The sequence below is a fragment of the Variovorax sp. Soil_C_19 genome, assembly GCF_057657255.1.
On the sequence record NZ_JBDGIV010000024.1, the window covers coordinates 23,422 to 48,316 of the forward strand.

At 68.1% G+C, this 24,895-nt stretch carries 27 protein-coding genes, 3 tRNA genes and 1 pseudogene; 22 read left to right on the plus strand and 9 right to left on the minus strand.

Annotated elements, in window-relative coordinates; all coding sequences use genetic code 11:
* Nucleotides 1–2: 2 nt before the first annotated feature.
* The gene (gene tagH, locus AC3A6R_RS26205) at nt 3–1,667 is read left to right on the plus strand and encodes a type VI secretion system-associated FHA domain protein TagH (protein WP_487866043.1); all 1,665 of its coding nucleotides are present in this window, start codon (nt 3–5) and stop codon (nt 1,665–1,667) included.
* A gap of 41 nt (nt 1,668–1,708) precedes the next feature.
* Nucleotides 1,709–2,500 (plus strand): PP2C family protein-serine/threonine phosphatase, encoded by a 792-nt coding sequence (locus AC3A6R_RS26210; protein WP_487866044.1) that lies wholly within the window; start codon nt 1,709–1,711, stop codon nt 2,498–2,500.
* Between the two features lie 39 nt (nt 2,501–2,539).
* Here the strand turns inward: AC3A6R_RS26210 and AC3A6R_RS26215 are convergent, their stop codons facing one another.
* The 5 genes from AC3A6R_RS26215 to tssA all read right to left on the minus strand — a co-directional run bounded on the left by AC3A6R_RS26215 (nt 2,540) and on the right by tssA (nt 7,686).
* On the minus strand, nt 2,540–3,541 hold the full coding sequence (locus tag AC3A6R_RS26215; RefSeq protein ID WP_487866045.1) for a hypothetical protein: 1,002 nt from the start codon (nt 3,539–3,541) through the stop codon (nt 2,540–2,542).
* 334 nt (nt 3,542–3,875) lie between these two features.
* Nucleotides 3,876–4,358: an Hcp family type VI secretion system effector gene (locus AC3A6R_RS26220; protein WP_487861359.1), complete on the minus strand. Its 483-nt coding sequence runs from the start codon at nt 4,356–4,358 to the stop codon at nt 3,876–3,878.
* Nucleotides 4,359–4,514: 156 nt separating this feature from the next.
* A complete protein-coding gene (gene tssC / locus AC3A6R_RS26225; protein WP_487861360.1) occupies nt 4,515–6,008 on the minus strand; it encodes a type VI secretion system contractile sheath large subunit in 1,494 nt (497 codons plus the stop codon).
* A 54-nt stretch (nt 6,009–6,062) separates the two neighbouring features.
* Nucleotides 6,063–6,587: a type VI secretion system contractile sheath small subunit gene (gene tssB / locus AC3A6R_RS26230; RefSeq protein ID WP_487861361.1), complete on the minus strand. Its 525-nt coding sequence runs from the start codon at nt 6,585–6,587 to the stop codon at nt 6,063–6,065.
* A gap of 67 nt (nt 6,588–6,654) precedes the next feature.
* Entirely contained in the window at nt 6,655–7,686 is a 1,032-nt protein-coding gene (gene tssA / locus AC3A6R_RS26235) for a type VI secretion system protein TssA (RefSeq protein WP_487866046.1), read from the minus strand.
* A gap of 71 nt (nt 7,687–7,757) precedes the next feature.
* On the opposite strand from tssA, the gene tssJ reads away from it, so the two are divergent.
* Nucleotides 7,758–8,270, plus strand: a complete 513-nt coding sequence (tssJ, locus tag AC3A6R_RS26240; RefSeq protein ID WP_487861363.1) for a type VI secretion system lipoprotein TssJ — start codon at nt 7,758–7,760, stop codon at nt 8,268–8,270.
* Between the two features lie 9 nt (nt 8,271–8,279).
* Here the strand turns inward: tssJ and AC3A6R_RS26245 are convergent, their stop codons facing one another.
* Both AC3A6R_RS26245 and AC3A6R_RS26250 read right to left on the minus strand, forming a co-directional pair.
* Nucleotides 8,280–9,386, minus strand: a complete 1,107-nt coding sequence (locus AC3A6R_RS26245) for a type VI secretion system protein (RefSeq protein WP_487866047.1) — start codon at nt 9,384–9,386, stop codon at nt 8,280–8,282.
* Nucleotides 9,387–9,396: 10 nt separating this feature from the next.
* Complete coding sequence (locus tag AC3A6R_RS26250) at nt 9,397–10,716, minus strand: DotU family type IV/VI secretion system protein (protein WP_487866048.1); 1,320 nt, start codon at nt 10,714–10,716, stop codon at nt 9,397–9,399.
* Between the two features lie 233 nt (nt 10,717–10,949).
* Between AC3A6R_RS26250 and AC3A6R_RS26255 the strand changes: the two genes are divergently transcribed.
* The 3 genes from AC3A6R_RS26255 (at nt 10,950) to AC3A6R_RS26265 (ending at nt 12,584) form a co-directional block, all read left to right on the plus strand.
* Entirely contained in the window at nt 10,950–11,633 is a 684-nt protein-coding gene (locus AC3A6R_RS26255) for a response regulator (RefSeq protein ID WP_487861366.1), read from the plus strand.
* Nucleotides 11,634–11,773: 140 nt separating this feature from the next.
* Nucleotides 11,774–12,112, plus strand: a complete 339-nt coding sequence (locus AC3A6R_RS26260) for a hypothetical protein (protein ID WP_487866049.1) — start codon at nt 11,774–11,776, stop codon at nt 12,110–12,112.
* A 22-nt stretch (nt 12,113–12,134) separates the two neighbouring features.
* Nucleotides 12,135–12,584: a hypothetical protein gene (locus AC3A6R_RS26265; RefSeq protein WP_487866050.1), complete on the plus strand. Its 450-nt coding sequence runs from the start codon at nt 12,135–12,137 to the stop codon at nt 12,582–12,584.
* 10 nt (nt 12,585–12,594) lie between these two features.
* Here the strand turns inward: AC3A6R_RS26265 and AC3A6R_RS26270 are convergent, their stop codons facing one another.
* Nucleotides 12,595–12,828 carry a hypothetical protein gene (locus tag AC3A6R_RS26270; RefSeq protein ID WP_487861369.1) on the minus strand — a complete coding sequence of 78 codons (234 nt, stop codon included), beginning with the start codon at nt 12,826–12,828 and terminating at the stop codon, nt 12,595–12,597.
* A 28-nt stretch (nt 12,829–12,856) separates the two neighbouring features.
* On the minus strand, nt 12,857–13,216 hold the full coding sequence (locus AC3A6R_RS26275; RefSeq protein WP_487866051.1) for a translation initiation factor IF-2: 360 nt from the start codon (nt 13,214–13,216) through the stop codon (nt 12,857–12,859).
* 209 nt (nt 13,217–13,425) lie between these two features.
* On the opposite strand from AC3A6R_RS26275, the gene AC3A6R_RS26280 reads away from it, so the two are divergent.
* The 16 genes and pseudogenes from AC3A6R_RS26280 to AC3A6R_RS26355 all read left to right on the plus strand — a co-directional run.
* On the plus strand, nt 13,426–13,707 hold the full coding sequence (locus AC3A6R_RS26280; protein WP_487866052.1) for a hypothetical protein: 282 nt from the start codon (nt 13,426–13,428) through the stop codon (nt 13,705–13,707).
* Nucleotides 13,708–13,892: 185 nt separating this feature from the next.
* The gene (locus AC3A6R_RS26285; RefSeq protein ID WP_487861372.1) at nt 13,893–14,375 is read left to right on the plus strand and encodes a ferritin-like domain-containing protein; all 483 of its coding nucleotides are present in this window, start codon (nt 13,893–13,895) and stop codon (nt 14,373–14,375) included.
* A gap of 168 nt (nt 14,376–14,543) precedes the next feature.
* A complete protein-coding gene (locus tag AC3A6R_RS26290) occupies nt 14,544–16,331 on the plus strand; it encodes an alkaline phosphatase D family protein (RefSeq protein ID WP_487866053.1) in 1,788 nt (595 codons plus the stop codon).
* 83 nt (nt 16,332–16,414) lie between these two features.
* Nucleotides 16,415–17,143: a phosphoglycolate phosphatase gene (gene gph, locus AC3A6R_RS26295; protein WP_487866054.1), complete on the plus strand. Its 729-nt coding sequence runs from the start codon at nt 16,415–16,417 to the stop codon at nt 17,141–17,143.
* Nucleotides 17,144–17,424: 281 nt separating this feature from the next.
* Nucleotides 17,425–18,927 carry an anthranilate synthase component I gene (gene trpE, locus AC3A6R_RS26300; RefSeq protein WP_487861375.1) on the plus strand — a complete coding sequence of 501 codons (1,503 nt, stop codon included), beginning with the start codon at nt 17,425–17,427 and terminating at the stop codon, nt 18,925–18,927.
* Nucleotides 18,928–18,988: 61 nt separating this feature from the next.
* Complete coding sequence (locus AC3A6R_RS26305; RefSeq protein WP_487866055.1) at nt 18,989–19,381, plus strand: GxxExxY protein; 393 nt, start codon at nt 18,989–18,991, stop codon at nt 19,379–19,381.
* Nucleotides 19,378–19,962, plus strand: coding sequence for an aminodeoxychorismate/anthranilate synthase component II (locus tag AC3A6R_RS26310; protein ID WP_487866056.1), 585 nt, complete (start codon nt 19,378–19,380; stop codon nt 19,960–19,962). Before AC3A6R_RS26305 ends, AC3A6R_RS26310 begins: the two co-directional genes overlap by 4 nt.
* A gap of 9 nt (nt 19,963–19,971) precedes the next feature.
* Nucleotides 19,972–21,033, plus strand: a complete 1,062-nt coding sequence (ltaE, locus tag AC3A6R_RS26315; protein ID WP_487866057.1) for a low-specificity L-threonine aldolase — start codon at nt 19,972–19,974, stop codon at nt 21,031–21,033.
* Between the two features lie 17 nt (nt 21,034–21,050).
* On the plus strand, nt 21,051–21,719 hold the full coding sequence (locus tag AC3A6R_RS26320; protein WP_487866058.1) for a LysE family translocator: 669 nt from the start codon (nt 21,051–21,053) through the stop codon (nt 21,717–21,719).
* 27 nt (nt 21,720–21,746) lie between these two features.
* Nucleotides 21,747–22,769, plus strand: coding sequence for an anthranilate phosphoribosyltransferase (gene trpD, locus AC3A6R_RS26325; protein WP_487861380.1), 1,023 nt, complete (start codon nt 21,747–21,749; stop codon nt 22,767–22,769).
* A gap of 29 nt (nt 22,770–22,798) precedes the next feature.
* Entirely contained in the window at nt 22,799–23,599 is an 801-nt protein-coding gene (trpC, locus tag AC3A6R_RS26330; protein ID WP_487866059.1) for an indole-3-glycerol phosphate synthase TrpC, read from the plus strand.
* Nucleotides 23,596–24,318 carry a uracil-DNA glycosylase gene (locus tag AC3A6R_RS26335; protein WP_487861382.1) on the plus strand — a complete coding sequence of 241 codons (723 nt, stop codon included), beginning with the start codon at nt 23,596–23,598 and terminating at the stop codon, nt 24,316–24,318. Before trpC ends, AC3A6R_RS26335 begins: the two co-directional genes overlap by 4 nt.
* Nucleotides 24,319–24,410: 92 nt before the next feature.
* Nucleotides 24,411–24,496, plus strand: a tRNA-Tyr gene (locus tag AC3A6R_RS26340).
* Between the two features lie 65 nt (nt 24,497–24,561).
* A tRNA-Gly gene (locus AC3A6R_RS26345) sits at nt 24,562–24,635 on the plus strand.
* 39 nt (nt 24,636–24,674) lie between these two features.
* A tRNA-Thr gene (locus AC3A6R_RS26350) sits at nt 24,675–24,749 on the plus strand.
* A gap of 74 nt (nt 24,750–24,823) precedes the next feature.
* Nucleotides 24,824–24,895, plus strand: a pseudogene (locus tag AC3A6R_RS26355) (GTP-binding protein); the annotation flags it as partial.

The window sequence follows — 24,895 nt, forward strand, 5'->3', positions numbered from 1 at the left end:
TCATGATCCATATCGCTGTCATCACCCGGCAAGGCGCTGCGGCAGGCCCGGCCATCGCCGCCGACTTCGGCCCCAACGGCGGCACCATCGGCCGCGCCGAAACCAACACGCTCGTGCTCGACGATCCCGACCGCACCGTCTCGCGCGTGCATGCGCAGGTGCTGTGCCGCGATGGCCAGTACTTCATCATCGACCGCGGCAGCAACCCGATGCAGTGCAACGGCGTGTCGCTGGGCGCGGGCAAGGAGGCGCCGCTCGCCGATGGCGCGCGGCTCGTCATCGGCAGCTTCGAACTCGGCGTGCGCGTGACGGCCGCGATGCCGCCGGCACTTGCCATTCCCCACACCGTGGCACCGGGTGCGCCCGCACCGGCAGCGCCGGCCAGCAGCAGCGACGATCCGTTCGCCGACCTGCTCGCGGGCCTGGGCTCGCCGGCCGCCGCACCCGCTGCCGCCGCGCACGCGAAGGCGCCCGCGTCCGCCGACCCGCTGCTCTTCCCCGACCCGATGGCCACCGGCTCGCGCAATGCGCAGGCAGCGCAGGTCGATCCCTTCGCCGGCCTGCTCGGCGCCGATGCGGCGTCGGCGCCGGCCGCGGGCATGGGCGCGCTCGAAGATTTTTCCGACCTCGGCGCGCCGCCCGCGCACGGCAAGGCGGAGGGCATCGACGCGCTCTTCGGTGGCACGGCGGGTGCCGGCGGCATCGGCGGCGATCCGCTGGCCCTGTCGCCGCTCGCCGATCCGCTGCTGCAGCCGAACACCGCATCGTCGGCCGACCCGCTCGCCGCGCTGCAGAGCGCGGCGCCAGCCACGCCGACGCCGCGCGCCGACCATTTGCCGATCGACCATTTCGGCTTCACGCCACCCAGGGCCGTGACGCCGCCGCCCGCGCCGGCCGAACCGCTGCTGCCCGCGTTCGACGACATTGCGGACCAGCCGATCCGCATCAGCGGCCCGGACACCCCGGCGCGCGAGCTGCCGCCAGCGCCACCGCCGGTGTTCGCGCCCGCGCCGGTGCCGCAGCGGCCCGCCGCAGCCGCCGCCGAGCGCTCCGCCACCGACGACGAGCTGCTCGCCGCCTTGCTGCGCGGCCTCGGCAACCTGCACCAGCCGCCCGCGGTGCTCACCCCGGGCCTGATGGAGCGCATCGGCACCCTGCTGCGCAGCACCACGGAGGGCACGCTGCAGCTGCTGCTCACGCGCCAGGAGTTCAAGCGCGAGGTGCGCGCCGAGGTCACGATGATCGCGTCGCAGGCCAACAACCCGCTGAAGTTCTCGCCCACGGTGGAGGTCGCGCTCGCGCACCTGCTGGGGCCCGGCGTGCGCGGTTTCATGCCGGCCGAGGCCGCGATGCGCGATGCCTTCGACGACCTGCGCGCCCACCAGTTCGGCGTGATGGTGGGCCTGCGCGCGGCGCTCGCGCACGTGATCGCGCGCTTCGAGCCCGACGAGCTCGAAAAGAAGATCAGCGCCAGGTCGGCGCTCGATTCGCTGTTCGCCGCCAACCGCAAGGCCAAGCTCTGGGACCAGTTCGTGGCGCTCTACGGCGGCATCGCGAGCGAAGCGGAGGACGACTTCCACAACCTCTTCGGCAAGGCTTTTCTCGAAGCGTACGAAGAACAGATGGCGCGGCTCAAGGCCGATGCCGGCACGCCCCCGGGCCGCTGAGTTTCCGCAGCACAGCAACCAGACAAGCAAGAGGCATCCGCTTGGAAATCGAAATCGTCACGCTGTCCCGCCAGGGCGGCCGCAGCTACAACGAAGACGTGCACGGCCATTGGCACGACGAGCGCTTTGTCGCCTGCCTGGTGGCCGATGGCGCGGGCGGACACGGTGGCGGCGACGTGGCAGCGGCCACGGTGCGCGCGAGCATGCTCGGCGCGTTCTCGGCCGGACCGAGCCTCGACCAGGGCGTGCTGCGCATCCTGGTGGAGCAGGCCAACCGCGACGTGGTGGCGCGCCAGGCCGAGGGCGGCAAGCTCGCGGGCATGCGCTCGACCGTCGTGTTCGCGGCCATCGACCTCGAGGACCATGCGCTCGCCTGGGTGCACAGCGGCGACAGCCGCGCCTACCTGTTTCGCGGCGGCGCCATCGTCGCGCGCACCACCGACCACAGCCTGGTGCAACAGATGGTGGCGGGCGGCATGCTCGACGAGGAAGGCGCGCGGCTGCATCCGCAGCGCAACATGCTGCTGTCGGCGCTGGGCTCGCTCGAGGAGGCGCCCGACATCGCGGTGTCCGACCGCATGCGGCTGCAGCCTGGGGATGTGCTGCTCTTGTGCAGCGACGGCGTCTGGGAGCCGCTCGGCGACGAATGCCTGGTCGAAACCCTGCATGCCTCGCGCACCCCAAGCCAGTGGACCGAGCAGCTCGACGGCCAGATCAAGGCGCGCGCCAAGCCCGGCCATGACAACTACACGGCGCTGACGCTGTGGGTGATCGCCGATGCAGAAGACGACGAGGCCACGCGGCTCATGGCGGAGCCGGTGGCCTCGGAGTGAGTAGCGAGCGCCGGCGTTGCATGCCGGCGCTCGCTGCGGTCAGGGCGCCTTGGCGTTCAGTTCGACCTTCACCAGGCCCGACGGGCCGAACCATGCGCTGGCAGTGCGGGTTTCGAGAGTCTCCGGCTTTGCGCTATAGATGTACATGTCGGCGCGACGAACCACGATGTTGACCTTGCACGCCTTCGCATACGTGATCTCGCCAACCTTCACGTCCTCACGGCCGGCGTTGGTCAAGGTAAGTTCCTTGACGCCAGTCCTGAAGTTCGTGGGGAACGGACTCGATCCCCTGGCGCGGCGTTCCAGCATGAGCAGTGTTGTCGGCGCGTCGGCGTTGAAGATCGACAGGGATGGCATGGCGGGGGTCAAGTCTGGAATCGACATCCCGCCATAGTTATTGAGCATCTCCGACCTCGCGCCGTCCGGCAGAATGTACGTGTTGTTACCCCACGTGGTCAGGCCACTCAGCCACTCCCAGTTAGGCTCCGAGCCCAGAGTACCCCACGAAAAGCTGGCTGTGCCATCTTTGATCTTTGCACTCAGCTGCGCCAGCGTCAGGTTGGCGTAGGTGTAGGCGTATCGCCGATTCCCCCAGACATCGTCGGCCGAGTAAGTCGTAGCGCCAACCGGCAGCAAAGGCGCATCGGCCAGCATGTGAAGCGAATGGCGCGACTCGCGGCCCGCCATGCGCTCGAACACGCTGCGGACACTCAGCGACGGAAAGGATTGCCCCTCGAAGGCCTTCGGCCCTTCGTTGGTCAATGTGGCAACGCCCAGCGGCAGCGGAATGCCGAGCGTCGTCGAGACGCTGACCGCGACCTCCATGCCTTCACCCGGCATCGCCAGGCAAGCGGGAAGCTCTTCCGGAGCTGGGGCTGGAGCCGGAGTCGGCGTGCCTGAATCGGGCGGCGCGGGAGCAGGGACGCCCGCGACTGGAAACGGGAAACCGCCACCGCCTCCACCCCCACCGCCGCAGCCGGCGACCAGCGCGCCGAACGCCAGGTAAAAAAAGCTCGACCTCACCCGATAACTGCACGTCATGAACGTTCTCCCTCTGTGTTGCAAACCTTGTATTCGCCCGAGCCAACCGGCCGGCGCCGCCAGCATCGGCCGATCTCTTCTCGCGTGAGGCAAGGGAGACGGCGGCGCGAGGCAGCCGGTCATTCTGTGAGGGCAGGAGCTTGTGACCCAGGAACTAGTTCACGAGGCGGGGGGGCAACTGCTGAGCTCCGCTTTACGAGTGCGGCAGGAATGTGAACTGGTGCGGCACGCTTGATCACGCCGACCGGCGAAGAACCAAAAAAAACGGCGGCCCGGTGTGAACCGAGGCCGCCGCAGGCGAACTCATGAAGGAGGCCCGTAGCCCCCCCAATCGTCAGACCTTCTTGTTCGCAGCGATGTCCCAGCCGGTTTCCTTCACGCCGTCGCCCGAGCCGTCCGACTTCTGCGGCGTGTACTCGTACTTGAACTTCGAGAAATTCAGCGTGATGGTTTCGGCCAGGCGGTCTTCGCCGCCGCTGCCGCCGGTGCTGATGGCGGTCACGAGGATGTCTTCCATCGTGAGTTTGATGTATTCGAGCGGCGTGGCGCCTGCCTTGCGCACGGTGAGCACGCCCTTCTTGATGTGCTGGCCGTTGCAGCAGTCGAGCAGTAGCAGGTGCGACGCGGAGTCGACGTACTTGGTGAACGAGAGGTCCTGCACGTTGACCTTGCCGGCGCCCGAGCCGCCGCCGACGTGGCCGGTGCCCGACTGGCTGGCGCCCCAGCTCCACGAGAGCACGTCGATCTCCTTCTTGTGTCCGTCGTCCTTGGATTCGCCGTCGACGCCTTCGAGCTTCAAAAACATGTCTGCAGCCATGATGCTTACCTTTCAGTTGTGTGAGTCAGTGGTGGTCTAGATGAAGGGGCTTCCGTGCGTCGCTTCAGCGTGGGTGCCCGGGAGCTGTCTTGAGAACGAGCGAGCAGGCTTTTTTTCAAAGGCCGCGCGCCTGTTTTCTTTTCTCTTCTCTTCTCTTTATTTGCCGCCCTTCGCGGACGGCAGCTTCGACACCAGCCGCAGCGAGACCGTGAGGCCTTCGAGCTGGTAGTGCGGGCGCAAAAAGAACTTGGAGCTGTAGTAGCCGGGGTTGCCCTCGACCTCCTCGACGACCACCTCGGCGGCCGCGAGCGGCTTGCGCGCCTTGGTCTCCTCGGACGAGTTGACGGGGTCGCCGTCGACGTAGTTCATGATCCACTTGTTGAGCCAGCGCTCCATGTCGCTCTTCTCCTTGAAGCTGCCGACCTTGTCGCGCACGATGCACTTCAGGTAGTGCGCGAAGCGGTTGCAGGCGAACAGGTAGGGCAGGCGCGCGGCCAGGTTGGCGTTGGCGGTGGCGTCGGGGTCGTCGTACTCTGCCGGCTTGTGCAGCGACTGCGCGCCGATGAAGGCCGCGAAGTCCGAGTTCTTGCGGTGGATCAGCGAGAGCAGGCCGGCCTTCGACAGCTCGGCCTCGCGCCGGTCGCTGATCGCGATCTCGGTCGGGCACTTCTGGTCCACGCCGCCGTCGTCGCTCGGGAAGGTGTGCAGCGGCAGGTTCTCGACCGCGCCGCCCGACTCGATGCCGCGGATGCGCGAACCCCAGCCGTAGAGCTTGTACGAGCGATTGATGTTGGTGGCCATCGCATAGGCGGCATTGGCCCAGGCGTACTTGCTGTGGTCGGCACCGGCCACGTCTTCCTCGAAGTCGAACTCCTCCACCGGGTTGGTGTTGGCGCCATACGGCGTGCGCGCCAGGAAGCGCGGCATGCACAGGCCGAGGTACTTGGAGTCGTCCGACTCGCGCAGCGTGCGCCAGCCGGCGTATTCGGGGGTCTGGAAGATCTTGGTCAGGTCGCGCGGATTGGCGAGCTCCTGCCACGATTCCATCTGCATCAGGTTGGGGCTCGCGCCGGTGATGAAGGGCGCATGCGCCGAGGCGGCGATCTTCGCCATCTCGCCGAGCATCTCCACGTCGGGCGGGCTCTGGTCGAAGTGGTAGTCGCCCACGAGCGCGCCGAAGGGCTCGCCGCCGAACTGGCCGTATTCCTGTTCGTAGACCTTCTTGAACATCGGGCTCTGGTCCCAGGCGGCGCCCTTGAACTTCTTCAGCGTCTTGGCGAGCTCCTGCTTGGAGATGTCCATCACGCGAATCTTCAGGTGCTCGTCGGTCTCGGTGTTGTTGACCATGTAGTGCAGGCCGCGCCATGCACTCTCGAGCTTCTGGTAGTCGGGGTGGTGAATGACCTTGTTGACCTGGTCGGTCAGCTTGGCGTCGATCGCGGCGATCATGGCCTGGATCGACTTGGTGACGTCCTTGCCGATGACGGTGGTATTGACCAGTGCCTGCTGGGCCAGCGTGAGCACGGCGGCTTCGACCGCGCTCTTGGCTTCATCGCTGCGCGGCTTGAATTCTTTCTGCAGCAGCGACGAAAAGTCGCTGCCCGCATAGGCGACGTCTTTCAACGCGCTCTGTTCGAGTGCTTCGGCCATGGTGGGTTACTCCTCGTGAACCGGGTGTGCGGAAATGGAAAAAAAGGGGTGTCGTCAGGCGGCGGGCGGCGACGTGGCGGCGTCGTCGACGGGCTTCTGGGTGGCCGCGAGCGACTGCAAGAGCGCCGGGTCCTCGAGCACCTTGGCCAGCAGTTCCTCGGCGCCGTTCTTGCCGTCCATGTAGGTGACGAGGTTCGACAGCTGGGTGCGTGCCTCGAGCAGCTTGCTGAGCGCACCGACCTTGCGGGCCACGGCGGCGGGCGAGAAGTCGTCCATGCTCTCGAAGGTCAGCTCTACCTTGAGCTCGCCTTCGCCGGTCAGCGAGTTCTCGACGGCGAAGGCCGCACGCGGCTTCATCGCCTTCATGCGCGAGTCGAAGTTGTCGACGTCGAACTCGAGGAACTTGCGGTCGGCCACGGGCGCCAGCGGATCGGCGGGCTTGCCCGACAGGTCGGCCAGCACGCCCATGACGAAGGGCAGCTGGATCTTCTTCTCGGCGCCGTAGAGTTCGACGTCGTACTCGATCTGGACCCGGGGCGCCCGGTTTCTGGCGATGAATTTCTGACTGCTCTTGGCCATGGAGATGCTCCTTGCGGGTGTGAATGGGGCGGGTCGATGGAAAAACGAAAACTCTGAATGGAGAGGCTTATTCGGACGCCCGCTTGCCCGTCACCGTCTCGATGGTGTCGAGCGCGTTGGGCGCGAGGTTGGCCATGATCTCGAGGAAGCTCACGCCGATGAGCTTCTTGGCGCGTTCGATCAGGAGCGGCGCCGGATTGCCCGGTTCGGTCTGCTCGAGATAGCGGATCACGCGGTCGAGCATCTGCAGCGCGTCCTGCCGGCTCTGGATCTCGCCGCGCGCGGCGGCCATGCGCGGCGCGTTGCCTGCGGCCTGCGCTTCGTCGCCTGCGGCGGCGTCCCCGGCCTGCGCGTCATCGGGCACACCGCTCGCAAGGCTGCAGGCCTTCTGCAGCATGCGCGCGATGCCGCGCAGTGCGCCCAAGTCGATCGCGTCGGCGCGCCCGGTGCGCTCCACCAGCAGGGCCTGCAGCTGCTCGACCTGCGCCGTCGTGCCGATGGCGGCCTGCAGCAGCTCGGGCCGTTCGGCCTGCAGGGCTTCGAGACCGCCCTGGATCTGCGACATCGAATAGGTGGGGTCGCCGCCCACGCCCAGGGCGTTGTTCGCGATCGCGACGTCGCGCACGCGGATCGGACCGACGCCCGCGGCGACGCCGACCTGCGCCTCGTAGAGATCGCGCAGCACCATGTTCTCGTCGGACAGCGGCGCCAGCGCATTGAGGCGCATGGTGGGATCGTTGCCGTCGTCGGCATCGAGCATTGGATGTATGCCGTCCCAGAAGCGGTCGAGCAGGCCGATCAACAGCTGGAGCCCCGCGGCGAAGCCCGCGACGCCCTGCAGGCGCGTTGCGGCGCGCAGCAGCAGCACCGCGGCGCGCACGTCCTTGCTGCGGCGCAGGATGGCGTCGGACTGTTCGGCCACTTCGCGCCATTCCGGCTCCACCGCGGGGATCACGGTGTCGCCGAACTGCTGCTCGGGCTTGCCCTGCGACGCGGCCGAGAGCGCTGTGAAGGCCGCGTCGTATTCGAGATCGTCGCCGCACGGCGATGCCTCGCCGATGGGCGTGAGCAGGGCTTCGACAAGTTCGTTGGTCAGCATGTTGCCTGTTCGAGTTGGCTGGTGATAATCAAAGATGCCTCCAAACCGGTCAATGCAACGAAGGGAATAGCATGCGCACGCTGGGTACACGCCATTCGTCCTATGGACGCTCTCTTGCTGCGGGTTCGCGGCGCCTGGTGCTGGCCTGCGGCCTGGCATGCGCGGGTGTGCTGCTGGCCGGTTGCGCGCCCAAGCCCGTCGTCACGACCGTGTCGATCAACCTGGCCGCAGCGGCCGATGCCAACCCCGATGCGCGCGGCCGCGCCTCGCCGCTCACGGTGCGCGTCTACGTGCTGAAGTCGCCGGGTCCGTTCGAGAGTGCCGACTTCTTCTCGCTGTTCGAGAAAGACCAGGCCACGCTCGGTGCCGAGCTCGTGCAGCGCGAAGAAGTGCTGCTGCGCCCCGGCGAGAGCAAAAAGCTCGATCTCACGCTGCCGGCCGATGCCAAGGCCATCGGCGTGATGGCCGCGTTCCGCGACCTCGACCGCGCACGCTGGCGCGAAGTGCGCCCTGTGCAGACCGGCAAGGCGCAGGCCTTCGACGTGAACTTCGGCGCGCGCGCGATCCGCATCGACACCAAGTAGGCCGCGCCGTCAGGGCGGCGCGCCCGACGGCGTGCGGCCCGGCCGCACCAGCGGCTGGTCGGCCGGCAGGAAGCGCTCGAACAGTTCGTTCACGAAGGCGCCGCCGGTCGCCTCGGACCCAGCGGCCGTGAAGTACAGGCCGCGCCAGCGCGGCTTGCGCGAACCGCGTGCGTAGGGCCCGAACAGCACGTCGGCCACCTGGCGCAGCCCGGGTTGCAGCGCACGCACCGCCTCCGTGAATTCATGCACCGCAAGACGGCCCGTCGGTCCGGGCTGTTCGCGCAGCAGCGCCATGCGCAGCGCATGCAGCTGTTGCGCGAAGGGACCGAACACGGCATCGAGCCGCGCGGCCGCCGTTTCGCCCGATGCGATCGGCTCGGCCATGCGATGGCCGATGGCCTGGGCCAGCACCTCGGGGGGCAGTGCGCCGCGCAGCGTGGCATAGCCGGGCAGGCGCTCGAGGCCGGTCACCACCAGGTAGACCGGCATCTGCAGTCGCAGCATGTCGCCCGCTTCGTCGAGCATGCGGCGCATGCGTGTCGCGAGCGGCTTGGCCTGGTCGCCGTTCGCGTTGCGCAGCGCGCTGGCCGCCATGCACACCACCACGCCATGCAGCGGAATGCGCTCGCGCCGCTCGGCCAGCGCCAGCAGCGCATGAAGCCACAGCGCGCGTGCGTGCGGCGTGGTGGCCGCCTCGCCGACCGCGCTCGGATGCAGCGCGATGGCGGCCATCGAGCGGCTGAGCCACCAGCGCCAGTACGGTTCGCCGAGCGACTCGCCGCCCGGGGGCTGCACGCATTCGGCGCGCGCGGTCGAGAGCAGGGACGGCAGGTCGGCCTGCGCATCGCCGGCGAAGAGAAACCACGGTACCGCCGCGTCGCGCGGGCGCAGCATCTGGCGCGCCTGCGACATGGCCTCGCGCGCGGCTTCGAAGGCCGCCTCGTCGTCTTCTGCGCCAGGCGGCCCGAGCGCCGCGATGCGCCGCTTGAGCGCCCGGCGCCGCGCGCCGCGCCCGGCATCACGCACCACGGCGTAGAGCAGCCCGAAGCCGCCCAGGCACAGCGCGAGCAGCAGCCAGAACAGGTGGGCCGGCGAGAGAAGATCCGTGGGGGGCATGGCGATGGCCTCAGCGCGCGACGGTCTGGAGCGCCGCCAGGTCGGCGATCAGCCGCTCGCCGCCGCGGTTGGCCGCGAGCGCTTCGCGCAGGCGCAACAGGTAGTCCGAGGCCAGTTCGAATGGCGGCCGATCGGCGGTCTCGGGGAACGGCGCGGGCGACGAGATCACGGTGACCAGCACGCTGCCGAACGGCGGGCCCACGAGCCAGCTCGACGGGATGTCGGTGCCGAGCACCAGCCCCGCGCCCCCTCGCAGCCGCGTGGCGGCCGGGCCGGCGTTGAGGTGCATCACCGCCCCGTCGGCGGTGTAGTAGTCGACCCACACATAGCTATCGTGGCTCGGCGCGCGGATCTCCACACGCACGCCGTCGCCTTCGCGCAGCCGCTGCGCGTGGGCCGTGGGCGACTGCACCCCCAGCCCGTGGGCCTTGTCGCGGTTGCGCTGCTGGTAGGGCTTGAGGATCGCGAACACCTCGCATTGCGGCCAGGCACGCAACGCGATGTCGAACGAGGCGGCGCCGGCACCCGGCATCGCGGCCACCTCGCGTTCGATGCGCGCCAGGTCCGCGGGCAGCGATACGAAGCCGCTCACGCGCAGGCTGCCGTTTGGGCCGGCGCTCGCCGCCAGGTCGGCGCAGGCATAGCCTTGCAGGTGCTGCTCGATGCGCTGGGCCAGCCCCGGCTCGCGCGCGGGTGGCCCTGCGAGCCACATCCACCAAAGCAGGTAGGCAAGCGGCAGCAGCAGCGCGAGCGCGCCGCTCGCGCGCAGCAGCGCCCGGTCGCGCCGCCGCATGTCCGGCGGGCCGCGCGGATCGGGCACGCCGTAGGGCTGGGGCGTGATGCGGTCCTGCACCAGGCTGCCGAGCGCCAGCGGGCCGTGCCGCAGCTGCCGGCCATGCAGGTCCTTGAGCTTGCCGAGTTCGCCGCGGTCGCCGCTTTCGAAGTAGTACTGGCCCTTGAAGCCGAGCACCAGCGCATGCCAATAGACCTCGCGCAGCTCGTCGTCATCGGGCCCGAGTGCGGAAAGGTGATGGAAGAACTCGCTCGCGGCGTTATTGGAATTGAACAGCTCTACCTGGAGCGGTACCGCGCCCAGGCCGTCGGGGTACCGCGCCAGGATCTCGTCGATCCATGCCACCATCGCGAAGGCGGCCGATTCGATCTGCGGCTGCGGCTTGCCCACCGCGCTGGCGCGTGCCGCATCGAGCAGGCGATGGGCCTGCTGCCGGGCCGCCGCACGCGACGGCTCGGCGCGGCCGGCGGCGATCGATGCATCGAGGGCGAGGCCGAAGGAAACGAAGGCGGAGAAGCAGTCGAGCAACCGGGCCATGAACTGCGCCCGATCACCGCGGCCGCATCGGGAGGGATGCCTTGCACCGGCGTCTGCTGCTGTGGCACATGCCCATGTCCCCTTCGAATGAACGCCGATTCTTCCAAAGGAGGCGAGAGCGGCGCCATACCGCTTGGGGCCTATGCCGTTCGTGGAGCGGTACAGCCTTGCTGCGCGGGGCATTCGCCGGTATCTTCGGCATCCGCTGAATTCACCGCACGCTGGGACATGCCATGAAAATTTTGATCGCCGACGACCACCGGCTCGTCATCGAGGCGGTCAAGGCCAAGTTGGCCGAGCTCGAACCCGGCATCGAGTTCGTCCTGGCGATGAGCGTCGACGAACTGCTCGCGAGCGCGACCGACGAGCTCGACCTGGCCGTGATCGACCTCAACATGCCCGGGGCCGACGGCCAGGCCCACATCGACGAGATCCGCCGCCGCCATCCGGCCGTGCCGGTCATCGTGCTGTCGGGCTATGAAGACCCCGCCATCATGCGCAGCGCGCTCGAGCGCGGCGTGCTCGGCTTCATCCCGAAGGCCTATTCGCCCGAGGTGATGCTGTCGGCGGTGCGGCTGGTGCTCGCGGGCGGCGTCTACGTGCCGCAGATGATGCTGGCGGCGCTGCCGCCGGGCATCGTGGCCGGCGTGGCGCCCAACGCGGCAGGCGAGCCGCGCACCGCGGCCGCTTCCTCCTCGCAGACGCTCGAGCACCTGCGCAGCGTGCTCACCGAGCGGCAGGTCGAGGTGCTGCAGCTGCTCTCGCAGGGCAAGCCGAACAAGCTCATCGGCCGCAGCCTCGGCATCAGCGAGGGCACGGTCAAGATCCATCTGGCAGCGATCTTCCGCGCGCTCAACGTGCGCAATCGCACCGAGGCGGTGGTGGCCGCGCAGGCGCTCACCGAAGCGCAGGCCTGAGCCGCGCCGCCGAGTCCGGTCCGGCGCCCAAACCACGATCTCGGCCGATGACGGCGGCCCGGATGCGCGCCTTTCCTACGCAGCCGCACGCCGCCGGTGCGCAGCCTGAAGTCTTCTCAACGAACCCATCGAAGGAAGACATGGCCACGAGCAGCATCCTGGGCGGCGCGCGCCCGCCAGAGGAACCAAAGGGCACCGACATCGACAGCCTGGGCCCGAGCGATACCAGCGACAGCGGAAGCGACGTGCGCATCGCGCGCGAACGCACCGCACTTCCCGACGACGCGGCCGAGGGCGCGATCCCGGTCGCGCACGACAGCAGCACCGACGCCGCCGGCACGGGCGAGCGCGCCTCTGCCGATTCGCCCGCGCCGCAGGACGATGCGGACATCCTGCCCGACAGCATGGCCGAGGCCGGCGAGCTGGCGGACACGGACGAAGGCGATCCGGTGGACGCTGACGAAGACGACCGCAGCTGAGGCGCCGCTGGTGCGGAACACCATGCAAGCCCATCTGGAATGTGTGCTCCAGAGCCTGCAGCAACTGGCCTATGCGCGCATCGTGCGCGAGTTTCATCGCACCTGGAACGTGCAGGTGGACCCCGCGGCCGCCGAGGGCGGGAGCCGCGAGGCGCACTGCCGCGTGCTGCGCTGCGAGCAGGCGCTAGCGGGCCTGCGGCTGCTGATCCACGACCCGGGCCAGATCGCGCAGATCAAGGTGGCGCGTGCGCTCTACCTGCGCATGCTGCTCGAAAGCGCGCCGATGCGCCTGCAGGGCTGGAGCGACAGCGACAACCTGGACGACATGCCGAAGTCGCACCTGTTCGAGTGGATCGCGTACGACTTCGAGCGCCTCGAGCTGGCAGAGCTCGAGGGCGCGATGACGCCGGGCGAAGCCGCCTCGTACGCGCAGGCGCTCGACGCGCGCGCCAGCAGCCTGCGCGAGGAATAGGAGCGGCTTCTCAGCTCCGTCCGAGCACGATCGCGCCCGAACTGATGTAGCGGTCGAACTCGATCTTCGGGATCGCCGCGGTGAGCGATTGGCCCTCTTCCGACCAGGTGAGCACGACGCTGTCGTCGGCCACCATCGCCTGGCAGTCGCCCTCGGGGATCGTCAGTCCCGGGCCATCGCCGGCGCGGAATTCAACCGGACCAGCGATGCGGGCGTCGATCTGCTGCGGGGTGGAGGTGGTCATGGGCCTTGTTCCTTGGTGGCGGTGCCGGTCATTGTGGAGCAGGGGGCGCATGGCGGTTGCTGCCGTCGCTGCGCTGCTGCTTGCTGGGATCGCCGTCGCGCGAGGGCGCGATGCCGCCGGGGGTGGCCGACGAAGGCGGCCGGGAGGTCTGCGTGCGGGCGCTGGCCGGGCCCTTGTCGGCGCCGAGCTTGCCCTGGTCCATCGAACCGCGGGCCTGTTCGGGCGGGCGGGTGGCGGGGGCCTTTTCCGCGTCGCTGCTGGGCGGCGTGACGGTGCCCTTGGGGTTGCCCGCCGGTTGGGCCGCGGCGCCCAGCGACACCAGCGCGGCGGCTGCCAGCCCGTAGCGCAGGCTGCGGGCACCAAAGTGTGTGAAGAATTCGTTGGCCATCGGTGAGGTCCTCGAAAGAAAACAGGGAAATATGCAAGCCAGATGTGTTTGTCGCCGATCCAGGCGATGCGCTTGTAGGCAGGAACAGCATTCCGGCGCCGGTGGCGCGCCTGCCCGCGCGCGAACTCGAATGCCCCGAAGACGGGCCGCATTCCTACGCCGGAGCGCCATTGCCGGGGTCACGGTGGTTTTTTCGAAAGGAATCGAGCGTGACCAGATCCACCCCAACGGCGCACAGTAGCGCGCCCGGCACGGCCCCCGCCTATGGCGAGCAGATGCCCGCGCAGCGCAGCATGAAGCGCGAAGCCAAGACCGCGGCGGAAAACGAGAACGAAAACGACGACCCGGTGGGGCCGAATAGCGGCCCCGCAATCACGCCGCAGAAAAAGCCGCCCCGCCCGGGCGATGCGGGCGTCGGCGAGACCGACAACCACGGCAGTTCGCCGTACAGCCAGCCCGGATTGCCCGAAAAGCCCGTGCGCGACGAGTGACTGCCGGCGCCTGTGCGGCGCTGCTCGAAGAACGCTTACACCCGACGTCAGGCGACGCCGACATAGGTGCTCGGGCATGCGGCCACCATGGGTGGCTGACCCGGCGCAGGCGCAGTGCCGGGAGTTTTTAATTTTTCCCAACTGCCTCGTCTTCCCGAGGCCAACGAATGAAGGAGTTTCCAGACATGGCCAACTACACGAACACTGCCGACACCGCGAACGCCGAAAACGTCGTCGAGGTGCTGAACGACCTGCTCGAGAACTCGCGCGACGGCGAATACGGCTTCCGCGCCTGCGCCGAGGAAGTCGAATCGCCGCAACTCAAACAGGTCTTCCAGAACCGGTCGGCCGACTGCGCGCGCGCGGCCGGCGAACTGGTCCAGCTCATCCGCCGCTTCGGCGGCTCGCCCGACGACGGCGGCACGGTGAGCGGCGCAATGCACCGCGGCTGGGTGCATGTGAAAGGCTCGGTGGGTGCCAACAGCGCGCTCTCGATGCTCGAGGAGTGCGAACGCGGCGAGGACGCAGCAGTGGCGCGCTACCGCAAAGCCCTGAAGGAAGACCTGCCCGCCGACGTGCGCGCGGTGATCCAGCAGCATGCCGATGGTGCCCAGCGCAACCACGACGAGATCAAGCGGCTGCGCGACGAGCTGCGTGCAAGTAAGTAAGCAGGCAGGCCGGTAGGCAAGCAACGCCCAGCGGCTTGGCTACCGGCTGACACGCGCATAGGTACAAACCTACGCCGGAAAGCAAAGTCTTCTCCTTCAATGGCGCCGCCGCCGGGCGGCGATCGAGGCGTGCCGTGCGTCTCACCCTCGTCGGATCAGGAGACAGCCATGCGCGCTCGGAAAGAGAAGAAGAACGACGAGGCAATCCAGATTGCCGATGAGGGCGGCGGCACAGATCCCCAGCAAGTCCTGACCGGCACCACCCGACGCTCGCTCATACGCAGCGCGGTGCTGTTCGCGATGTTCTCCGCCAGCGGGGTGAGCCTGACCGCTTGTGGAGGCGGTGGTGGTGGTGGCGGCGGCGGCATCGGAGGGGGCATCGGCGGAGGCGGCGGCAGTCCGCCGGAGAGCACCGGCGCGGTGTTCAAGCACGGCGTCGCCAGCGGCGACCCGCTGTCGGACCGGGTGATGCTCTGGACCCGTGTGACGGCGCCCGCACCGGGCACCCTGAACGTCGAATGGCAAGTTGCGAGCGACGAGCGCTTCGGCGTCATCGTTGCGCGCGGTGCGCTGAGCGCCGGACCCGAGCGCGACTACACGGTCAAGGTGGACGCCTCCGGGCTCCAGCCGGCCAGCACCTATTTCTATCGCTTCCTGGTGGGCAGCGAGAGCTCACCCATCGGCCGCACCCGAACGCTGCCGGTGGGTGGCGTATCGCAGGCCAAGTTGGCGGTGGTGTCCTGCTCCAACTTTCCGAGCGGCTATTTCAATGTCTATGCCGACATTGCCAAGCGCACCGATATCGATGTGGTTCTGCACCTGGGCGACTACATCTACGAGTACGGCCCGGTGGGGTATGCGTCGCAGCTTGCGATCGCCATCGACCGCGAGTCGGCACCCGCCCACGAGCTATTGACGCTGGCGGACTATCGCCAGCGCCATGCGCAATACCGCACCGACGGCGACCTGCGCGCGCTGCATGCGCGGTTTCCCATGATTGCCGTGTGGGACGACCACGACTTGGCCGACAACGCGTGGTCGGGCGGCGCCGCCAACCACGACGAAGCAGACGAAGGCAGCTTTGCGGCGCGGCGCGCGGCGGCCGTGCAGGCCTACCACGAGTGGTTGCCGACGCGGCTGCCCGACCCGGCGAACCCGCTGCTGATCTATCGCTCGTTCGACATCGGCACGCTGGCTTCGCTGCACATGCTCGACACCCGGCTGATCGGCCGCGAGCGGCAGCTCACGATCGACCAGTACCTGGCCGGCGAGGCGGACGCCCCCACGCGGCAACTGCTGGGCCAGCCGCAGGTGGATTGGCTGTCTGCGCGCATGGCCGCGTCGGCCGGTACCTGGCAGGTGCTGGGCCAGCAGGTGCTGATGATGCGCATGACCATTCCCCTGAGCATTGCGACCGACGTCAACGCCGAGACGCTGGCCGCCTACGTAGCCGCAAAGGCGCTTCCGGACTCAGAGCGCAGCGACAGCCAGAGGGCCTTGCTCGCCCAGCAGAATGTGCCCTACAACATGGACGCTTGGGACGGCTACCCGGCCGCGCGCGACACCGTGCTCGCCATGGCGCGCAATCAAGGCAAGAACCTGGTCTCTCTGGCAGGGGATACGCACAACGCGTGGGCCGGCAACCTCACCGATGCCTCGGGGCAGCGGGCGGGCGTGGAATTCGGAACGTCGTCGGTGTCGTCGCCCGGCTTCGAGCGAGCGTTGCCGCTGATTGCCAACGACCTGCTGTCCGACGGCTTCCTGCGCATGGTCGAAGACCTGCGCTACGCCGAAACCAGCAAGCGCGGCTATGCCATTCTGACCCTGAAACCGGGCGAAGCGCGCTGTGAGTACGTCGAGATCAGCACGGTGCTGAGCCGCGACTATTCGGCGAGAACGGCCGCCACGCTGCGCGCGTTGCCGGGCACCGGCAACCTCGAGGTGCTTGCCGCCTGAGGGTGGTCCGGGCCGAGCGCGGGGCCGGGTTGCCGTGCCGCCGCGGGTAGCATGGCGCCTCTTTTCGCAACCGCTGAAACGTCTTGAACTCCTTTCGCTTCGATTGCACCCGCTTCGACGCGGCCATCGTCGATCTCGACGGCACGATGGTCGACACCCTGGGCGACTTCGCGGTGTCGCTCAACCACATGCTCGGAGACCTTTCGCTGCCGCCCATCGCGCCGGCCGCGATCGAGCGCATGGTCGGCAAGGGGTCGGAGCACCTGATCCATTCCGCGCTCGCGCATGTGCTGGCCATGCCAGGCAGCGCCTTCGCCGGCGACGGCGCAGACGCACTGCATGCGCGCGCCCAGGCGCTGTTCGAGCGCGCCTGGACGCGTTACCAGTACCACTACCTTGCCATCAACGGGCAGCATTCGTCGCTGTACCCGGGCGTGCGCGAGGGCCTCGAAGCGCTGCGCGCGCGCGGGCTGCGCCTCGTGTGCCTCACGAACAAGCCGGGCGCGTTCGCGAAACCTTTGCTGGCCGCCAAGGGGCTCGACGGGTTCTTCGAATTCGCCTTCGGCGGCGACGCCTTCGAGCGCAAGAAGCCCGATCCGCTGCCGCTCTTGAAGGCCTGCGAGGCGCTGGGCACGCTGCCGTCGCGCACGCTGATGATCGGCGACTCGAGCAACGACGCGAAGGCGGCCCGTGCTGCCGGCTGTCCCGTGGTGCTCGTCACCTACGGCTACAACCATGGCGAACCGGTGCGCGCGGTCGATGCCGACGGCTTCGTCGATTCGCTGGCCGAACTCGGCCGCGCGGCGGGCTGAGCGGCGCAACTTCGGGGGAACCCTCAAATCGCGGGCCATTGCATGTTGCGGCGTTTTCGTGGGCTAAACTCCGCGTTCCATGTTCGTTCATCACGTCATTCAATCAGGTGAAGGCAGCCGGGGAGCCTGGCCCTGGCGTCGCCATACATCGCTGCCTGTTTGATTGGCACGGCGCACGCCGTGCGCCCGCGGTTCCGGTGCAGCACAGCACCAGGCCATGAATGTGAATGACCTTGCCCCGGCCGAGAGAGCGCGCCGGCCGGCAACTGGAGAACGAATCCGTGATCACCGAACTTGAATTCAAGAGCCTCAGCGCCCAGGGCTACAACCGCATTCCGCTGATGGCCGAGGCCTTTGCCGACCTCGAAACCCCGCTGTCCCTCTATCTCAAGCTGGCCCATTCCCAGGGCGGCGGCAAGCACAGCTTCCTGCTCGAATCGGTGGTGGGCGGCGAGCGCTTCGGGCGCTACAGCTTCATCGGCCTGCCGGCACGCACCCTGCTGCGCGCGAGCGGCTTCGGCGCCGAGGCCGTGACCGAAGTGGTCACCGACGGCCGCGTGGTCGAAACGGCCGCCGGCAATCCGCTGGACTTCGTCGCGCAGTACCAGAAGCGCTTCAAGGTGGCGCTCCGGCCGGGGCTGCCGCGCTTCTGCGGCGGGCTCGCGGGCTACTTCGGCTACGACACCGTGCGCCACATCGAACGCAAGCTCGAGAAGAGCTGCCCGCCCGACGCGCTCGGCTGCCCCGACATCCTGTTGCTGCAGTGCGAGGAACTGGCCGTCATCGACAACCTCTCGGGCAAGCTCTACCTGATCGTCTATGCCGATCCGGGGCAGCCCGAGGCTTATGCCGCTGCCAAGCGCCGGCTGCGCGAGCTGAAGGAAAAGCTCAAGTACTCTGTGAGCGCGCCGGTCGTGAAGCCGACGCAGGCGCATCCGCCCGAACGCAGCTTCGCCAAGGCCGACTACCTCGCGGCCGTCGAGCGCGCGAAGGAAATGATCGCCGCAGGCGACTTCATGCAGGTTCAGGTGGGCCAGCGCATCAGCAAGCGCTACACCGAGTCGCCGCTGTCGCTGTACCGTGCGCTGCGCTCGCTCAATCCGTCGCCCTACATGTACTACTACGACCTCGGCGACTTCCACGTGGTGGGCGCGTCGCCCGAGATCCTGGTGCGGCAGGAAAACACCGCCGACGGCGAGCAGAAGATCACCATCCGCCCGCTGGCCGGCACGCGGCCGCGCGGCGCCTCGCTCGAACTCGACAAGGCCGCCGAGCAGGAGCTCATCAACGACCCGAAGGAGCGCGCCGAGCACGTCATGCTGATCGACCTCGCGCGCAACGACATCGGCCGCATCGCGAAGACCGGCACCGTGAAGGTGACCGAGGCCTTCGCGGTCGAGCGCTACAGCCACGTGATGCACATCGTGAGCAACGTCGAAGGCACGCTGGCCGACGGCATGACCGCCATCGACGTGCTCAAGGCCACGTTCCCCGCGGGCACATTGACCGGTGCGCCCAAGGTGCATGCGATGGAACTCATCGACCAGCTCGAGCCGACCAAGCGCGGCCTCTATGGCGGCGCCTGCGGCTACATCAGCTATGCGGGCGACATGGACGTGGCGATCGCGATCCGCACCGGCATCGTGAAGGACCAGATGCTGCACGTGCAGGCCGCGGCCGGCGTGGTGGCCGACTCGGTGCCTGAGCTGGAATGGAAAGAAACGGAAGCCAAGGCGCGCGCGCTGCTGCGTGCGGCCGAACTGGTCGAGGAAGGCCTGGAATGAGCGCAGCGCCGGGCCGCCCCAAGCAAGCTCGCACCGCAGTGCGCAGCACGGAGGTACTACGATGAATTCCGCACCCGATACACAGAACGATTTTTCGCACGAGATCATCGGCGCCGCCGTCGAGGTGCAGCGCGTGCTCGGCACGGGGCTCGACGAGAGCGCCTACGCAGCGGCGCTGGCCATCGAGCTGGCCGAGCGCGAGATCGGCTTCACGCGCGACGTGGCCTTGTCCGCGAGCTACAAGGGCCGCTCGCTCGGCGAGGTGTACCGCGCGGGCTTCGTGGTCGAGCAGTCGGTCATCGTCGAGCTCAAGGCGGTCGATGTGCTGACCGACCTGCACCGCGCGCAGGTGCTCGCGGCGCTGCGCCTGTCGGGCCTGAAGCTGGGGCTTCTGATCAACTTCAACGTGTTCCCCGTCGTCAAGGGCGTGCACAGGATTGTGGGCAAGCCATGAAATTGCTGATGATCGACAACTACGACAGCTTCACCTACAACATCGTCCAGTACTTCGGCGAGCTGGGTGCGGACTTGCAGGTGCATCGCAACGACGAGATCACCGTCGCGCAGATCGGCGAACTGATCGCCGCCGGCGTGACGCGGCTCGTGGTGTCGCCCGGGCCGTGCTCGCCGGCAGAGGCGGGCGTTTCGGTGGCGGCCATCACCGAGTTCGCGGGCAAGCTGCCGATCCTGGGCGTGTGCCTCGGCCACCAGGCCATCGGCGCCGCCTTCGGCGGCAAGATCGTGCGCGCGCAGCAGCTCATGCACGGCAAGACCAGCGAGATCACGACCACGCGCGAAGGCGTGTTCGCGGGGCTGCCCGAGAAGTTCACCGTCAACCGGTACCACTCGCTGTCGATCGAGCGCGACAGCTGCCCGAAGGCCCTGGCGGTCACGGCGTGGACCGATGACGGCGAGATCATGGGCGTGCGGCACACCGGCTTTGCGCATGAGGTGCGCATCGAAGGCGTGCAGTTCCATCCCGAATCGATCCTCACCGAGCATGGCCACGCGATGCTCAAGAACTTTCTGAACTGACCGACCGCCATGACAGCAGACCGCTCCTCCGTCGTCGACCTGCGCAGCGACACCGTCACGCAACCCACGCCGGCGATGCGCGAGGCGATGCTGGCGGCGCCGCTCGGCGACGACGTGTTCGGCACCGACCCGAGCATGAATGCGCTGCAGGAGAAGATCGCCGCGCTGCTGGGTTTTGAGGCGGCGCTGTTCGTGCCGACCGGCACGCAGAGCAACCTCTGCGCGATCCTCTCGCATTGCGGCCGGGGCGACGAGTACATCGTCGGCCAGCAGGCGCACAGCTACCGCTGGGAAGGCGGCGGCGCCGCGGTGTTCGGCAGCGTGCAGCCGCAGCCGCTCGACCATGCGCCCGACGGCACGCTGCCGCTCGCGCAGATCGAGGCCGCCATCAAGCCCGACGACGCGCACTTCGCGCGCACGCGCCTGCTGGCGCTGGAGAACACGCTGGGCGGCAAGCTGCTGCCGTTCGACTACGTGCAGGCCGCGACCGACCTCGCGAAAGACAAGGGCCTGCAGCGGCACCTCGACGGCGCGCGGCTTTTCAACGCCGCCACGGCGCAGGCCGCGCAGCACGGGCGCAGCGACATCCGCGCCGAAGCCCGCCGCATCGCGCAGTGCTTCGACAGCGTGTCGGTCTGTTTCAGCAAGGGCCTGGGCGCACCCGTCGGGTCGGCGCTGGTGGGGTCGCGCGAATTCATTGCGCGCGCGCACCGCATCCGCAAGATGGCGGGCGGCGGCATGCGCCAGGCCGGGCTGCTGGCCGCGGCGGCCTCGCATGCGCTCGACCATCACGTCGACCGGCTCGCCGACGACCATGCACTGGCGCGGCGCCTGGCCGAGGGGCTCGAAGGCATCGAGGGCCTCAAGGTCGAAGCGCCGCACACCAACATCGTCTTCGTCGACCTCACGGGCGCGGCGCAGGCACGGTCGGCCGAACTGCTCGCGCACCTCAACAGCCAGGGCATCCTTGCGACGGGGCTCTACCGGCTGCGCTTCGTGACGCACCTCGACGTCGATGCGGCCGGCGTCGATCGCGCCGTGGCCGCCATCCGCGGTTTCTTCAAGGCCTGAATCCTCGGGAGCCAGCGATGCCCGATCTTCCCCACCTGCTCGCCTTCATCGCCGCCGGCTGGCTGCTGAACCTGACGCCGGGGCCGGACGTGCTCTACATCGTGAGCCACTCGCTGCGTTCGGGCGTGCGCGCTGGCATCGTCGGCGGGCTCGGCATTCTGGCGGGCTGCTTCGTGCATGTGTTCGCAGCGGCGGTGGGCGTCGGCACGCTGCTCGCCACCTCGGCGGCGGCTTTCACGGTGCTCAAGTACGCCGGCGCGGCCTACCTGCTCTATCTCGGCGTGCGCATGGTGCTGTCGCGCGCGAGGCCGCCCGCCGCACTGGGCCAGGTGCCCGCCGCCGCCTCTACAGGCGCAGAACGCAGCCTTCGGCAGATCTTTCTGGGCGGCTTCTGGACCAACGTGCTGAACCCGAAAGTCGCGCTGTTCTTCCTCGCCTTCGTGCCGCAGTTCATCGCGCCCGGCGCGGAGAACAAGGCGCTTTCCTTCGTGCTGCTGGGCGTACTCTTCATCTTCAATTCGGCGCCGATCGTCATCGGCTGGGCCGCCGCCGCGGGATGGATGGCACGCCGCGGCGCCGTGCAGAAGGGCATGCACTTGCTCGACCGGGTCGCGGGCGTGCTGTTCATCGGCTTCGGCCTCAAGCTCGCTTTCACGGACGCGCCGGCCAGCCGCGTCGGCGCCTGACGACAACAAACATCGAGGAGACTGTTCATGATCACCCCCCAGGAAGCGCTCCAGCGCACCATCGAGCACCGCGAGGTGTTCCACGACGAGATGCTGCACATCGTGCGGCTCATCATGAGCGGCGAATGCTCGCCGGTGATGATGGCGGCGCTGGTCACGGGCCTGCGCGTCAAGAAGGAAACCATCGGCGAGATCACCGCCGCGGCTCAGGTGATGCGCGAAGTCTCGACCAAGGTGCCGGTGAAGGACACCACGCACCTGGTCGACATCGTCGGCACCGGCGGCGACGGCTCGCACACCTTCAACATCTCGACGTGTTCGATGTTCGTTGCGGCCGCGGCGGGCGCCAAGGTCAGCAAGCACGGCGGGCGCAGCGTGTCGAGCAAGTCGGGCAGCGCCGACGTGCTCGAGTCGCTGGGCATCAACATCAACCTCCAGCCCGAGCAGATCGCGCGCTCCATCGAGGCCTGCGGCATCGGCTTCATGTTCGCGCCCAACCACCATCCGGCGATGAAGAACGTCGCGCCGGTGCGCAAGGAGCTCGGCATCAAGACCATCTTCAACATCCTCGGGCCGCTGACCAACCCGGCGGGCGCGCCGAACATCCTGATGGGCGTGTTCCACCCCGACCTCGTGGGCATCCAGGTGCGGGCGCTGCAGCGCCTGGGCACCGAGCATGCGATGGTGGTCTATGGCCGCGACGGCATGGACGAGATCTCGCTCGGCGCCGCGACCATGGTCGGCGAACTCAAGGGCGGCGAGATCCGCGAATACGAGCTGCACCCCGAAGACTTCGGCTTCCAGATGTCGAGCAACCGCGCGCTGCGCGTGGAAACGCCCGAGCAATCGAAGGCGATGCTGATCGGCGTGCTCGAGAACCAGGCGGGCCCGGCGCTCGATATCGTGCTGCTCAACGCCGGCGCGGCGCTGTATGCAGCTGGCGTGGCCGATTCAATGGCCGCGGGCATCGAGCGCGCGCGCGAAGCGGTGGTGTCCGGCAAGGCGCGGGCCAAGCTCGACGAGTTGGTCCGGATCTCGACTGCGGTCTGACGCGACAACAACAGGCAGGAACACAGAACATGTCCGACATTCTCGACAAGATCGTTGCCGTCAAGCACCAGGAAGTGGCCGCGGCCCAGAAGAGAAGCCCGCTCGAGGCCGTGCGCTTCGACGCCGAAAGCCGCGTGCTGACGCGCGATTTCGAAGGCGCGCTGCGCGCCAGGATCGCCGCGGGGCAGGCGGCCGTGATCGCCGAGGTCAAGAAGGCCAGCCCGAGCAAGGGCGTGCTGCGCGAAGACTTCATTCCGGCCGACATCGCGCAGAGTTACGCCGAGGGCGACGGCGAGATCCGCGCCGCCTGCCTCTCGGTGCTGACCGACCGGCAGTTCTTTCAGGGCGGCATCGACTACCTGAAGCAGGCCCGCGCCTCGTGCGACTTGCCGGTGCTGCGCAAGGATTTCATCGTCGACGCCTACCAGGTGTACGAATCGCGCGCGATCGGCGCCGATGCGATCCTGTTGATCGCAGCCTGCCTCGACGACGTGCAGATGGCCGACTTCGAGGCCATTGCGCGGGGCCTCGGCATGGCGGTGCTGGTCGAGGTGCACGATGCGGCCGAGCTCGAGCGCGCGCTCAAGCTCAAGACGCCGCTCATCGGCGTGAACAACCGCAACCTGCGCAATTTCGAAGTATCGATCCAGGCCTCCATCGACCTGCTGCCCGGGCTGCCGGCCGACCGGCTGGCCGTCACCGAATCGGGCATCGCCACGCGCGAGGACGTGGCCACCCTGCGGGCGGCCGGTGTCCATGCCTTCCTCGTCGGCGAGGCCTTCATGCGTGCCAAGGAACCCGGCGAGGCGCTCGCTGCACTGTTCCGATGAACCGGCCCGATCAGCTGTCTGGCGGCGATCCGGCCGAATGGCCCGTCGCGCCAGGCTGGCAGCCGCTAGTCGACGATTTCTTCGGCGGCATCGTCGGCCAGAAGCTGCGCAGCTTCCTGCGCGAGCGGCTCGATGCGGGCGCGGTGATCTTTCCGCCGCAGCCGCTGCGGGCGCTCGAACTCACGCCGCCGGAGGACGTGCGCGTCGTCATCCTCGGGCAGGACCCGTACCACGGGCGCGGCCAAGCCGAGGGGCTGGCGTTCTCGGTCGCGTCGGGCGTGCCGCTGCCGCCGTCGCTGCGCAACATCTTCAAGGAACTCCAGCGCGACCTCGGCACGCCACCGCCGCCTTTTCCCGACCCGGGTGGCAGCCTCGTGAAATGGGCCACGCACGGCGTACTGCTGCTCAACACCTGCCTGACGGTGGAAGAGGGGCAGCCGGCCAGCCACGCCGGGCGCGGCTGGGAGGCGCTGACCGACGCCGTGATCCGCCATGTTTCGGCGGGTCCCAAGCCCGTCGTTTTCATGCTTTGGGGTGCACATGCCCAATCTAAGCGCGCGTTGATCGACGTTGGGCGACATAAGGTGCTGATGGCGAATCACCCGTCGCCGCTGTCGGCGCTGCGGCCGCCCGTGCCGTTCATCGGCTGTGGGCACTTCGGCGAAGCGCGTGCCTGGCGGCTCGCGCACGAAGAAGAGGGTGGTGAAGTTCGCGGATAATGCGGCAGGTTTCTCGTCTCGAATGGTTTCCTGCTTCTTCTCGGGGCGGGTTCTGCGTAGTCACAAAATCGTGCTATATTTCGAGGTTCGCCGGAGAGGTGGCCGAGTGGTTAATGGCAGCAGACTGTAAATCTGCCCTCTAACGAGTACGCTGGTTCGAATCCAGCCCTCTCCACCAGCGATGAATTTGGTTTCTAAGAGCGATTGGATCTAGCGCTTTGGGTGCCTTGGAGTGCCCTCGATGCGGGAGTAGTTCAATGGTAGAACCCCAGCCTTCCAAGCTGATGACGCGGGTTCGATTCCCGTCTCCCGCTCCAGAGACCCGGTTCGGCGCCGGAAGCGATTGGTTAGCAAAAGCCCTTTTGGCTCAGTGGTAGAGCACTCCCTTGGTAAGGGAGAGGTCGCGGGTCCGATTCCCGCAAAGGGCACCAGTTTTTTGAGGGTTGCAACGGCCGGTTTGCATCCCATCTGCATACGTTGAAATCGTTCTTTTCGGAGTCGAAAAATGGCAAAAGGTAAATTCACCCGCACCAAGCCGCACGTGAACGTGGGCACGATCGGTCACGTCGACCACGGC